The 12451-nt window shown below is 62.5% G+C and carries 13 protein-coding genes and 2 tRNA genes; 11 read left to right on the forward strand and 4 right to left on the reverse strand.

What is annotated here, in order from left to right:
• Positions 1-6: 6 nt before the first annotated feature.
• Positions 7-468: a YkgJ family cysteine cluster protein gene (locus tag ACMYLB_RS06005; protein ID WP_415910044.1), complete on the reverse strand. Its 462-nt coding sequence runs from the start codon at positions 466-468 to the stop codon at positions 7-9.
• A 241-nt stretch (positions 469-709) separates the two neighbouring features.
• Positions 710-1006, reverse strand: a complete 297-nt coding sequence (locus tag ACMYLB_RS06010; RefSeq protein ID WP_415910045.1) for a hypothetical protein — start codon at positions 1004-1006, stop codon at positions 710-712.
• Between the two features lie 627 nt (positions 1007-1633).
• Here ACMYLB_RS06010 and ACMYLB_RS06015 point away from each other — a divergent pair.
• From ACMYLB_RS06015 to ACMYLB_RS06030, 4 genes are all read left to right on the forward strand, one after another.
• Positions 1634-2074 (forward strand): hypothetical protein, encoded by a 441-nt coding sequence (locus tag ACMYLB_RS06015; RefSeq protein WP_415910046.1) that lies wholly within the window; start codon positions 1634-1636, stop codon positions 2072-2074.
• A 61-nt stretch (positions 2075-2135) separates the two neighbouring features.
• Positions 2136-2753, forward strand: coding sequence for a type IV toxin-antitoxin system AbiEi family antitoxin domain-containing protein (locus ACMYLB_RS06020; RefSeq protein WP_415910047.1), 618 nt, complete (start codon positions 2136-2138; stop codon positions 2751-2753).
• A 29-nt stretch (positions 2754-2782) separates the two neighbouring features.
• On the forward strand, positions 2783-3766 hold the full coding sequence (locus ACMYLB_RS06025; RefSeq protein ID WP_415910048.1) for a nucleotidyl transferase AbiEii/AbiGii toxin family protein: 984 nt from the start codon (positions 2783-2785) through the stop codon (positions 3764-3766).
• Positions 3763-4125 (forward strand): hypothetical protein, encoded by a 363-nt coding sequence (locus ACMYLB_RS06030; protein ID WP_415910049.1) that lies wholly within the window; start codon positions 3763-3765, stop codon positions 4123-4125. Before ACMYLB_RS06025 ends, ACMYLB_RS06030 begins: the two co-directional genes overlap by 4 nt.
• Positions 4126-4649: 524 nt before the next feature.
• On the opposite strand, the gene ACMYLB_RS06035 is transcribed toward ACMYLB_RS06030, so the two are convergent.
• Positions 4650-4726, reverse strand: a tRNA-Met gene (locus ACMYLB_RS06035).
• A gap of 241 nt (positions 4727-4967) precedes the next feature.
• On the opposite strand from ACMYLB_RS06035, the gene rpsB reads away from it, so the two are divergent.
• The 7 genes from rpsB (at position 4968) to ACMYLB_RS06070 (ending at position 12312) form a co-directional block, all read left to right on the forward strand.
• Positions 4968-5861, forward strand: a complete 894-nt coding sequence (gene rpsB, locus ACMYLB_RS06040) for a 30S ribosomal protein S2 (protein ID WP_415910050.1) — start codon at positions 4968-4970, stop codon at positions 5859-5861.
• A 25-nt stretch (positions 5862-5886) separates the two neighbouring features.
• Positions 5887-6477, forward strand: coding sequence for a translation elongation factor Ts (locus tag ACMYLB_RS06045; RefSeq protein WP_415910051.1), 591 nt, complete (start codon positions 5887-5889; stop codon positions 6475-6477).
• A 54-nt stretch (positions 6478-6531) separates the two neighbouring features.
• The gene (locus tag ACMYLB_RS06050; protein ID WP_415910052.1) at positions 6532-6939 is read left to right on the forward strand and encodes a DUF983 domain-containing protein; all 408 of its coding nucleotides are present in this window, start codon (positions 6532-6534) and stop codon (positions 6937-6939) included.
• A 90-nt stretch (positions 6940-7029) separates the two neighbouring features.
• A complete protein-coding gene (locus tag ACMYLB_RS06055; protein WP_415910053.1) occupies positions 7030-8010 on the forward strand; it encodes a glycosyltransferase family 2 protein in 981 nt (326 codons plus the stop codon).
• Positions 7997-8728 (forward strand): GNAT family N-acetyltransferase, encoded by a 732-nt coding sequence (locus tag ACMYLB_RS06060; protein ID WP_415910054.1) that lies wholly within the window; start codon positions 7997-7999, stop codon positions 8726-8728. Before ACMYLB_RS06055 ends, ACMYLB_RS06060 begins: the two co-directional genes overlap by 14 nt.
• 3 nt (positions 8729-8731) lie before the next feature.
• Positions 8732-9871, forward strand: coding sequence for a dTDP-4-amino-4,6-dideoxygalactose transaminase (gene rffA, locus ACMYLB_RS06065; protein WP_415910055.1), 1140 nt, complete (start codon positions 8732-8734; stop codon positions 9869-9871).
• Positions 9872-9873: 2 nt separating this feature from the next.
• On the forward strand, positions 9874-12312 hold the full coding sequence (locus tag ACMYLB_RS06070; protein ID WP_415910056.1) for a hypothetical protein: 2439 nt from the start codon (positions 9874-9876) through the stop codon (positions 12310-12312).
• A gap of 21 nt (positions 12313-12333) precedes the next feature.
• On the opposite strand, the gene ACMYLB_RS06075 is transcribed toward ACMYLB_RS06070, so the two are convergent.
• Positions 12334-12424, reverse strand: a tRNA-Ser gene (locus ACMYLB_RS06075).
• Positions 12425-12451: the final 27 nt, after the last annotated feature.

Here is a 12451-nt window from a genome sequence, read left to right on the forward strand (position 1 = left end):
ACCGGATCACCAGTGAACTTGGAGCCAAATCGTAAGGCGACGTAACCAGCGTGGCAGGGTGGTGTAGTATCGCGCCATTTCTTGAAGGTCTTCGACCTCCAGGCGATCACCGAGCCCGCTTTCTTGTATTCCGGGGCAACCGCGGTCCACATAGAGCACGTTGTTGATTCGATACCACGGATACTCGCGGCACGAACTCGGGCGGCTCGAATATACTGAGCAAAGTCCAGAGTTGAAATGGATGCACGCCCCTTTGTGCCGTTGGAGGTATGTTTTCCCCTCCAACTGCTGTGTTAGTAGAACACCGCAACTAGCCTCCTTTGCTTCCACTTCAACAAGCGGAAATGCTTTGCAGCAATTGCGCGGACATGCGGCACGTAGACAGGCTAGGCGGGTTGAAGAGGTGGCGGGTCGTAGCCGGAGAAGTCCGCAGCGCCTGACCGAGAGGAGTGAAACAAGAAGGCGCATGATTTAGGTCCGAAGCATACATGACATTAGGTGCCGATCACCATTTTTGCGATGGAAACCGGAAATGACGTCGCGATCACCGTTCGGGGAGGGCGCACTCGTGGGGACTGCTTTAAGGAGATCGCCGGTAGGCAGTCGCTGGAAGATTCGAGCTTAGCGAGCATCGATTCTTCGGTCGGAGACTGAAAGTGGCCATGAAAAAAGCGGCCGGTCGAAACCGGCCGCCGGGGGCGAGCGAACTTCACTCGCTGTGTTCGCTTTTGGATTCCGCGAGGCGTTCGAAAATGAACGTATGCGCCTGGTCGGCGAGCTTGGCTACGAGCGGAAGGTCATCACGGCCGAAGCTGTCGGTGTCGTGAAAATTCCGGGCGTCGTCCAAGTAGGTCCGGGCGAAGGTGACGTTGTAGAATTTCTTCTGGTCGGCTTCGTTTTCCCAGACCGCGGCCTTGATGCGGCCGAGGCGGAGGGTCTTCACCGGCAGTTTGCCGGTCGAGGCGTTCTTGGATTGCGGAGCGGATTGAGCGGTCTTGGAGGGCATATAGTTCCTTTTTTGATTTTGAGGAGCGGGATTGCTCTCTCGCCCCGAGGCGGAGGCGCCGTCAGGGACGAGGGGACGGTTGGGGGGATTCCTTTCAAGGAGGACCCGAACGCTCCCTGTCCGCGCAGCGGCGGCCCAGATGGAGGGACCGCCAGAGAGAGCAAAAGCGCTCCGGGAAAAAAGAACGTTCCGCCCAAGCGGAATTGCCCGGGAGAACGCGAAGCGTCCGCAAGGAAGGGACGTCGGACCGGTTGGCGGGGAAGATGGCGTCTCCGGCGTGACTGGGGTTGGTTCGTGGAAACGAAGCGGCTGGAAATTCGCCACCGAGCCAGGTTGGACGGCGCTGGTTTTCACGGCGCCCTTCGGAGTGATGGCCTGCATTCGCGTCGCGGCCCACGTTCATCGCGACGAGCGATTGGAAAGCGATCCCGCAGCAAGTCCGCTCGCACCTGGCGCCGAAGATCGGCAGCCTAATTGGGGACGTGATTGAGATCGCGTGACGATTCACGCCCGCACAATGCAGCGTTGGTGCGCTGAGCGGCAGGCGCCGGCCCTACCGAATTCGGTGTAGCGAGCCTCCCGCGAACTCGGCAGGGGCCGGTCGTTGAGGGTCGGGCGAGCTGGAAAATGGTTGAAGCGCCGCGAAGCAATCCGCTCCCGGCATTCATCAAAAGGAGACTTATGAAAACGAATACACTCGCACCGCAGTCCGATGCCTCCCGCGTCGAAGCTCAATCCGGCCACGAACCGCGCTACCAAATTTATCGGCAGGCGCGGGCCGGCAACTTCATGCCAGAATTCAAAACCGACTCTCCCGTTGAGGCGGTCGAAATGTTCGCGCTGATCGCGCCGGCCTTCGATGGCGGAGCGATCCGGCTTTGGGATCACGCCGCGCAACATGTGAGCGCCTCGGTGGAGTGGCGGCCGGAGCAGACCGCGTTCGGCTTCGTCGTGTATCACCGCACCAACCTGTTTCACGACCGGCTGCTGGGCGTGCTCGCTCTCCACATCGCGGAACGCGAGGCCATGCGCCAAGAAATCCACCGGAGCCTCCGCTTGAGTGCCTGACTTCGGCCCCCCTGCGTTTCGCCTTGTCTCGGTGTTACGTTTTCACACCATAAATAGAGAAGTGAAAACACAACGTAACACCACCACTCGGCTCAAGGCCGCTGGCGATCACGCCAGCCGGCTGGGGGTGTTCCGTGCGCGCGACATGGTCGCGGCCGGCTACTCTCGTGAGTATCTGCGTCGGCTGGTGAGCCAAGAGCGCGTTCGCCAGCTCGCGCGCGGACTTTATGCCTCGGCCGGTTTCGACGGCGATCAGAACCAATCGCTGGTGGAAGCGTCCCAGCGCGTGCCCCGCGGCGTCGTCTGTCTGGTCTCCGCGCTGCAATTCCACGGGATCGGCACGCAGGCCCCTCATCAGATCTGGCTCGCGCTGCCGCGCGGCAGCAATCGCCCTCGCGGCGTAAGTCTGCCGCTGCGCTTCGCCAAGTTCTCGGGTCCGGCCTACTCGTTCGGCGTCGAGGAGCACGCCCTCACCGGCGGAACGGTCCGGGTATATTCGCCGGCCAAGACCGTGGCGGATTGCTTCAAGTATCGGCAGAAATACGGCCTCGATGTTGCGGTCGAGGCGCTGCGGGACGGGTGGCTGGCGAAGAAATTCACGATCAAGGAACTCGCGGCGGCAGCGGCGGTGTGCCGCGTCAGCCGCGTGATGCAGCCTTACCTGGAGATGCTGACATGAGTGCCGCCCCGAAGAATCTCGCGGCCTCCGTGAAGGCGCGCCTGCAAAACGAGGCCGCGCGACGCGGTGACGATTTCAACCTGCTGCTGCTCCGCTACGGCATCGAGCGCCTGCTGTTCCGCCTGAGTCAATCCGCTTACGCCGACCGCTTCTTGCTGAAGGGCGCGATGCTGTTCGTCGTCTGGGACGAGAAAACCCATCGGCCCACGCGGGACCTCGATCTCCTGGGCTTCGGTCCCTCCGAGAAAGAGGATTTGGAAAAGGTGTTTCGCGAGGTGGTCGCGCTGCCGGTCGTGGACGATGGCTTGGTGTTCGATCCCGCTTCCGTGCGCGCCGAGGAAATCCGCGAAGACAACACCTACGGCGGCGTCCGCGTCCGGATCGTGGCGAAGCTGGGCCCGGCGGAGGTGCCGGTTCAAATCGATGTCGGCGTCGGCGATGCGGTCACGCCTGCGCCGGAAGAGGCGAGCTTTCCCGCGCTGCTGGATTTCCCGGCGCCACAGGTGCGGACATATCCCGTTTACACGGTCGTGGCCGAAAAATTCGAAGCAATGGCGAAGCTCGGCATCGCCAACACGCGGATGAAGGACTTTCACGACGTGTGGTTTCTCACGCGCCGCTTTCAGCTCGATGGCGCGACGCTGCGCCGCGCGATCGAAGCGACGTTTACGCGTCGGCAGACCGCTTTGCCCGTGTGGCCTGAACCGCTAAGCGACGCCTTCGCCCACGACGCGACCAAGCAAACCCAGTGGGCCGCGTTTATTCGCCGCAATGGGCTCACGGGGCTGCCTGCGCAATTCGCGGAGGTGGTTGTCGCGATCCGGGCTACCTGGTCCCTGTGCTGCGCAGGTGATGTTCACGGTTTGAGCGGTGTTCACGTCTCCGTGAACCTGTCCCGGCGTGAAAAGGGCAACGGCGGCGTATCTACCGCATTCGGGGTAGGCCACGTCCCGCGATTTCGGCAGACCGGCGCACTTGAGGCAATGCGTGGGCTGACGACGCTGGTTTCATGAACACGACCACGCGCGCCATACTGCAAACCGTGATGACCTCCGATGCTTCTTTGACCGAGCCGGAGCGCGGCTTTGTGCGGCGGCTGCTCGATGGCGACTTTGGCGAGACAGCGGTGCCCATCGCGACGGTCGGCGAGCGCCTGCTCGTAACCCAGAAGCGCGCCGCGGAAATGCTGAGCGTGAATCGCGTCACGATCTGGCGAATGACCCGCGATGGGATGCTCCATCCCGTAGAGATTTTGCCCGGGATGTTGCGCTATTCGTTGAAAGAGATCACGCGACTTGCGCAGGCCGGAACGGCTACAGAAAACCTCTCCAGGGGGAGCCGGGGACTTGGTGCCGTCGCCTCGGCTGCGTAGTTTCAGCGAGCTGACACCGTGCTAAGTTGCACGTTTAGGGCCCCGCCAAAGCCTGCCAAAGTGGGGGCGCTGGTTGCGTAAGTGCCACAGAGGGCTGATGCCATCTGGGCCGTCCAGCGGCGAGACGCCTCAGAAAAGGTCAAAGAAACAGCCAAAGTCGCGCGCGTGCTTTCCGCATAAAAAGTGTCTCCAAGCTTCTGCTGGGCGGGAGCCTGAGCAACTCGCGTCACAGCCTTGGTGATACTGGCATCGTTTCGCTCGAACAAAGGGAGTCGCGACGGAGCTGAGCGGTGCTCCGATCTGTTACTTCAGGCTGCGACCCTGAAGGCTGGTGCGCAAAAAAACGCGTTTCGAAAATGGCTTCAGAGGCGTTTTCCCCTCGAAAAACTTTGGCTGTTTCTTTGACTTTGGGGGTCAAAAGTTGCCTCGCGTCACCTCAGGTCACACGCGGGCAGTCGCTCTTTCGAAAATCGCGCAAGTCATTAAGCAGAAACCCCCGGGAGCAGTTTCCGGGGGTTTCAAATTGGGTGCAGGGGTTGGATTTGAACCAACGACCTTCAGGTTATGAGCCTGACGAGCTACCAGGCTGCTCCACCCTGCAACAAAGGAGCGGTCAACGTGCGAACCGTGTTTTCGCCTGTCAACCGTCATTTTTCAAAAAACTCAGGAAAGGTCTTGCCCCGCCCGCCGGCCATCTCTGTTTTGGCCCTTCCTGTTCCTTCAACCCACCCAACGAAAACTCGCCGCGCGCCCTGTCTGAACAGGGGCAGTGCTCGCGGCACAGTCTGATCGCAAGGCGGCCCAGTTGGCCGACCTGTGTATTCGACCCATACATAGATCCCATGAACGTCACTCCCAAAGACCTCCTCGATGCCGGCGTCCACCTCGGTCACCAGACCAAGCGCTGGAATCCGCGCTCCAAGCCCTACGTGTTCGGTCACCGCCAGGGCATCACCATCATCGACCTCGAGAAGACCCACGCCGCCCTCGAAAAGGCCTGCGCGTTCCTCGAGAACCTCGTGGCCTCGGGCGACGAGGTCCTCCTCGTCGGCACCAAGCGCCAGGCGCAGGAGCTGATCAAGGAGGCCGCGACCGCCACCGGCATGCCGTTCGTCACCACCCGCTGGATGGGTGGCACGCTCACGAACTTCGAGACGATCAAGAAGTCGCTCGCCAAGTTTAAGAAATTCCAGGCGCAAGACGCCTCGGGCGAACTCGCCAAGCTCTCCTCCAAGGAGGAGTCCGCGATCCGCCGCGAGATGGCGCGCATGACCCGCAACTTCGACGGCATCGCCAACATCACCGCCCTCCCGGGCGCGATGTTCGTCATCGACGCCGGCTACGAGTCCATCGCGGTCGCCGAAGCCAAGCGCCTCGGCATCCCCTGCGTCGGCCTCGTCGACACCAACTCCGACCCGACCCAGCTCTCGCACCCGATCCCGGGCAACGACGACGCCGCGAAGTCCATCCGCATCGTCGTCGAGACGGTCGTCGCCGCGATCCAGTCCGGCCTCGCGCACCGCGAGACCCGCCGCGTGCAGCGCGCCGAGAAGGCCGCCGCTGACGCCGCCGCCGCCGCGGGCACGCCCGACGCCGACGAGGCGCTCGACAAGGTCGTCGCGCTGCCGCAGGACGTGAAGGAGCTCGTCACCGAGAAGCCCGCCGCCGCCCCGCGCAAGCGCACGAGCCGAACGGCCGGCGCCAAGAAGTCCTCCGTCTCCACGGAAGAGGTCTAATCTCTCAAACCAATCGATTACTCACATGTCCGCTGTCACCGCCAGTATGGTTGCAGAACTCCGCGAGAAAACCGGCGCGGGTATGCTCGAATGCAAGAAGGCCCTCGATGAAACGAAGGGCAACATGGAGGACGCCGTCACGCTGCTCCGCAAGAAGCTCGGCAACAAGATCGACAAGCTCTCCGGCCGCTCGACGAAGGAAGGCCTCATCGAGGCCTACATCCACGTCGGCGGCAAAGTCGGCGTGCTCGTCGAGGTCGGCTGCGAAACCGACTTCGTGGCCAAGAACGACGACTTCAAGGCCTTCTGCCGCGACCTCTGCCTGCAGATCGCCGCGACCAGCCCGCTCTACGTCTCCCGCGAGCAGGTCCCGGAGGCCGAGCTGGCCAAGGAGCGCGACATCGCTGCCGCGCAGATGGAGGGCAAGCCCGCCGCCGCCGTGCAGAAGATCGTCGAAGGCAAACTCGAGAAGTATTTCTCGCAGGTGTGCCTCATCGACCAGCCCTTCGTCAAAAACCCGGACAAGACGATCAAGGACCTCCTCAAGGAGAAGGTCGGCACCATCGGCGAAAACATGGTGATCCGCCGCTTCGTCCGCTTCCAGCTCGGCGCCTAAAGTCCGCGCTTTGCTTTCCCGAACGCCCCGCCGTAAGGTGGGGCGTTTTCATTTATGCGCGTCACGCAGCAGCAGATCATCCAACGCGGCCTCACGAATCGCTGCCCCAATTGCGGCGGCAAGACGCTCTTCCAGCCGGAGAAGCCGCTCGAACTCAACCGCGCCTGCCCGCAATGCGGCCTCAAGCTCGAGCGCGAGGAGGGCTTCTTCCTCGGCGCGATGGCGCTGAACTACGGGGTGACCTGCATCGTGTTCCTCACGCCGATCGCCCTGCTCTGGTATTACGGCGTGTTGGGCAGCATGGTCGCCGCCATCGTGGCGATCGCCGCCGCCCTGCTGGTGCCACTGCTGCTCTACCGCTCGTCGCGCAGCTGGCAGCTCATGCTCTACTACTTCTTCCTTCCGCAGCACCTGCCTGCGAACCGCCGCGAGCTGTCCGGCCACGAGGACGAGAACGTCTGAATCATGCGAGACCGGGAATGCCTCCGATTGGGTGGATCGGCTACGGTTTGCTTTGCATGGCATCGGTGAACCCCTACGGTCGGCGCGGACATGGAGATGAACCCCGAGCTAACGAATCGACCGACGCTGCCTGCGGGCGTATCGGTTGTCGTTCCCGTCTACAATAGCGCGAACATGCTGGCGGATTTGGTGGCACGGCTGCAGCCGGTGTTGATCGCGACCGGTCGGTCGTTCGAGCTGGTCCTCGTGAATGATTGCAGTCCGGATGCGAGCTGGGGAGTCATCCAGCGTCTAGCTTCGGAGCATGAGTGGGTGCGGGGATTGCGCATGATGCGCAACTACGGTCAGCACAATGCCCTCCTTGCCGGCATCCGGGCGGCGCGCTTCGCGACCCTCGTGACGATGGACGACGACTTGCAGCACCCACCCGAGGAATTGCCGCGCTTGCTTGCGGCTTTCGCGGGCGACGTCGATGTCCTCTACGGCACGCCACAGCAGCTCCGACATGGCCTGCTGCGTGACCTCAGCTCCGCAGTGACGAAGATGGTGCTCAAGGGCGCGATGGGGGCGGACACCGCTCGGCTGGTCAGCGCTTGGCGCGTGTTTCGCACGGAGCTGCGAGAGGGTTTTTCGACCTATGACAGCCCTTTTGTGAACATCGACGTGCTGCTCACTTGGAGTGCAAATCGGTTCCGGGCGGTGCCGGTGCGCCACGAATCGCGAGCGAGCGGCTCCTCGAACTACACGGTGGCGAAGCTGATCCGGCACACGCTGAACATGATGACCGGTTTCTCGGTGCTGCCGCTCCAGATCGCCAGCATCGTGGGTTTTGCCTTCACGCTATTCGGCATGGCCGTGCTAGCTTACGTGGTCGGACGCTACCTGATGTTCGGCAGCACGGTGGCGGGTTTCCCGTTCCTGGCATCGATCATCGCGATTTTCTCCGGTGCGCAACTTTTCGCCCTTGGCATTATGGGGGAATACTTGGCCCGCATCCACTTTCGCACCATGAATCGGCCCGCTTACACGGTGGCCGAGAGCACCCTCCGTCCCGTCGATGAGCAACGCTGACGGCGTAGATTGTCCCGGTGTATTTCTGGCATGGGATTCCGACTTCTTCGGTTTCCGCATTGGTCGTGCCCACAGCAGCCGGCTGACCTCCGACACGCTGGCCGCCCTGCTGGCGTGGGGGAGGGGGGAGCGTTTGCGCTGCCTCTATTTTTTCGGAGACGGCAACGATCGCGTGACACTCGAGCACGCGCATGCTGGAGGGTTTAAGTTTATCGATGTGCGCGTTGACCTCGCCGTTAATCTCGTGCGGACCCCGACGCCTGAGCCGCCAGCGGCCTTTCGTCCCGCCTTGCCGGCGGAGCTCCCGACGCTGGAGACAATCGCTCGCGAGGCGCACGTTGACTCGCGTTTTTTTAAGGACGATAGCTTCCCCGCATCGCGAGCCGCGGATCTCTACGCGCGTTGGATCCAGCGCGACTTCCAGGAATACTGCGTCTTCGTGGTTTCTGGGGCGCGTGGGGTGGCGGGTTACGTCACCTGCCAGCTCGACGCGACCCGGAGCGTTGGACGGATAGGGTTAATCGCCGTCGCGGAGGCCGAACGGGGATGCGGGCGCGGCCGCACACTCATGCAAGGCGCCTTGCGCTGGTTCCGGGACCAAGGATGTGTCGAGGTGCGCGTGGCAACACAGGCTTCGAATGTCGCGGCGCAACGTCTCTACCAAAATCAGGGCTTTCGCACCGCTGACACAAAAGCCACCTATCACCGCTGGTTCTAGCGTATGCTGCCGTCGTCCATTCCCTTCAACCACTCCACGGTCGTCGGTCGCGAATACGCCTACATTCAGCAGGCGATGGGCAGTGGCCAGATCGCGGGGGATCGAGACTTCTCGCGTAAATGTCAATCCTTGCTCGAGCGCGAGCTCGGTGTCCATCGCGCGCTCGTGACGACCTCCTGCACTCATGCGCTCGAGATGGCGGCGTTGTTGCTTGATTTGCAGCCCGGCGACGAGGTGATCGTGCCCTCCTTCACCTTCGTGTCGTCGGCCAATGCCTTTGCCTTGCGCGGGGCGAAGCCGGTGTTTTGTGATGTTCGGCCGGACACGCTGAATCTCGACGAGGCGAAACTGCCGCTGCATGTGACGCCGCGCACCAGGGCTGTGGTGCCAGTGCACTACGCCGGCGTGGCCTGTGAGATGGACGTGATCGGCGCCTTGGCTAAGCAGCACGGCTTGGTGATGGTCGAGGACAACGCGCACGGCCTCTTCGGCAAATACCGTGGGCGCTGGCTCGGCACACTCGGCGCGATGGCGACGCAAAGCTTCCACGAGACTAAAAATATCACCTGTGGTGAGGGCGGAGCACTGCTCGTCAACGACGCGCGTTTCGCCGAGCGGGCGGAGATCATCCGCGAGAAGGGCACCAATCGCGCGCGCTTCTTTCGTGGACAGATCGACAAATATTCGTGGGTGGACATTGGTAGCAGCTACGTGATGAGCGACGTGCTGGCAGCGTTTCTCTACGGGCAGCTAGAGGTCTGGCGGGAGGTGCAGGCGCGCCGACGGAAGATCTGGGAACGCTACGATGCCGAACTCAGTAACTGGTGCGACGGACACGGCGTGCGACGTCCGGTCGTGCCGCCTCACTGCGAACAGGCCTACCATATGTATTATCTGCTAATGCCGGATCTCACGGCGCGCACGGCGCTGATCGCCCACCTCCAAAAGCGAGGTATCCTTGCGGTGTTTCATTATCTGCCGTTGCACCTGTCGGAATTCGCACGGCAGTGGGGCGGCCGGCCCGGCGACTGCCCGGTTGCGGAGACGGTGAGCGATCAACTGCTGCGTCTGCCGTTCTTTTACTCGATGAGTGAAGAGCAGCAGTCGCGTGTGATTGATGCCGTCATTAGTTTTGCCCTGTGAGCATGTCTCCCATCATCTGGTCCCGTTGGAAGCTGGGGTTGCTTTGTCTCGCCGTCACGGGGCTGATGCTTGCGCCGTGGGTGAGAAACCATCGATTCCTGCGCGATTTCTACGACTACGGTCTCTTCATCAATGTGAACGCGCGCTTCGATGAGGGCCAGCGTCTGTTCGTCGATTTCACTACTCCGGCGCAGTCGGCTACCTTCGCACTGAACCATCTGGCTGAACGCTGGGGGGGCGGTAGCTACGTCGGTATGACGTGGGGGGCGGCCGGGTTGATCGGACTCGTAGCCGTGACGCTCACGCTGCTGCTGGCGCGTCGTTGGCCCCCGGTGCTGTCGTGCGTGTTCGTGGCGGCGATCGTGGCCTGCAGTGCATCGCAGCACACGATCATCTTCTACAACCCCGTTGGCGTCTTCGCGATGGCGCTGGTTGTTTGGAGCTTCGCGGTGGCCCCGCTGCTGCGTCGCGAACACGCCGGCTGGCACGCGCTCGCGGCGGCGGGATTGGTCCTGGGCGGACTCAACAAGATCAATTTCCATTTGTTGAGCTGCGCCATGGCAATCGGTTGGATTGCCTGGGGCGCGGTCGAGCAACGCGCCCCCTGGCGCCGCGTGGCGGCGAGTCTCGGTTTTGTTTGCGGTTTCGGTCTGGTGCTGCCGCTGGCGATCGAACTGGCTTGGACGGGCGCTGATTTGCGGACCTGGTATTACAACGTCGTCCAGCTTCCGCTTGGCGCGCGCGGGGGGCGCGTGGGCTTGCTGACGGATGCGAAAGTCTATTTCGCCACGCTGCACGATTACTACGGTCCCCTGCGGTTGCCGCAAAGCGGGTTGGTGGTGCTGCTATTACCGTTGCTGGCGGTGCCGGCGGCAGGCTTGTGCGGGGGTGAACGTCCCTGGTTGCGGTGGGCTTTTGCGCTGCTGGCCGGGCTATGCGGTGCGCTTTCCGGTGCGGCGCTGCTGCTCACGAACAACGAGATCGTCTATCTTGCGGTTGCCGCCTCGTTGGTGATGCTCGCGGGGCTGTGGTTGGGGTTCCGACTGCCTGTTCGGGGCAGAGGGCCGTGGCTAGCGTTGGGCGCACCGGCAGTGTTTGTGGGCGTCTGTGGTTGGGAGTCGGCGTGGCAGGGCCAGCGCTCGCAATTTGGCCATGCCGGCGAGGCGCGATCGAGCTATGTGCAGGGGGAAACGATCGGTTCGGAGTTTGGCTACCTGCGCGGCCTTGCGATCCCGATGAGCATCGCCGGTTCCCTGGGTGATTTCGCTGCGTATCGCAAGACGTTGGGCGCGGAGGCGAATCAGGTTTTCTACGGTCCCGGCATCGAGTGGCTTGAACGTGTCTGGCCGGCGCCGAAGGTGAAAGGGTTGCCGCTGGTCGCAGCCGCGTTCGAGAGTGCGAAGGAGCTGACCTTGTTGCAGCGGGAAGTGCTCGCTGGTGACCGGTATCGACACGTGCTCGTCGTCGAGGCCTGGAACTCCTGGCCGCTGTCGGTGCAGGAGACACTCATGCGCCGCTTCACCATGGAGCGCATGGGGCGATTCTTCGTCTATCACAAGTTGCGAGCCGGCGTGTTGTGGGCGAGACCTCTGGCTTTTCACGAGAACATCGGTGGCAACGTCGATAGCCTGCGGCTGGTTTCGAATCTGCCGATGCAACTTCTGCCCGATGGGCGGCGTTTCGTGGGAACCGACCGGGGTGTCGGCGAATTGGAAATCGATGCGCCTAGCTATCGCGCTTCGGGGGTCGCGATCGTCCGTCGAATCGAGAAGGGGCGGGCGCTGGCGCCCATAAAATTCGAGGCCCACGCGGTGCAGGGAGCGTCGCGCTACTTGCGCTGGAGTCGGGATATCAACCTACCCGACGATGCCGACGAATTGGTCGTGCCGACTGGCCAGCTCGACGCCAGCGGCTTGAATCTGGTCTTCACGGTCACCGTGCCCCAGAGCGATGCGGGAGCGGTTGTGGCTGGCTGGCGCGAGCCGCAGCTCTGGAACACAGTCGAATCTGATGCTCCTCCACCGTTGTTGCAGGAGGCTTCCACGGCCGGGGGCGGGGTGCCGGTTGCTTTGCAGACGGCACTCTTGCCGCCGGCCTTGAGGGGCGCTACGGTCTTCGGACGTGAGACAGACCTGCGCGACGGTGCCTGCTGGCTAGTGCCTGGTGGAGAGGTCTGGATCAAGCTGCCTGGCATCGTTTCCAAGATTGAGATAGAAGCACAGGCTGCAGGCAGCCCCGCCGGCACCACGCCGCAGCTGCGCGTCATCTATTACAAGGGGGGGCGTCTGGAGTTTTTCCACCCGATCTTCGACAAGGAAACTAATTTGGCCCGCTACACGGCTTGGTCTGCCGAAAGCGGTGGCTGGCTGGCGGTCTTGGCTGACCCGCATCGCGCCTGCCCGCCGTTCAGCGTGAAGATAGTTCGCATAGAGCGTCACTAGCGGCCCGATCTGTGCCAGAACTGGCGGAGAGGGTGGGATTCGAACCCACGTTAGGGTATTAGCCTAAACCGCATTTCGAGTGCGGCGCGTTCAACCACTCTGCCACCTCTCCGGAAGCAAGGTGCGAAAACGTAGGGTG

Origin of the sequence: Oleiharenicola sp. Vm1 (genome assembly GCF_047777955.1) — a bacterium.
Taxonomy (GTDB): Bacteria; Verrucomicrobiota; Verrucomicrobiia; order Opitutales; family Opitutaceae; genus Didemnitutus.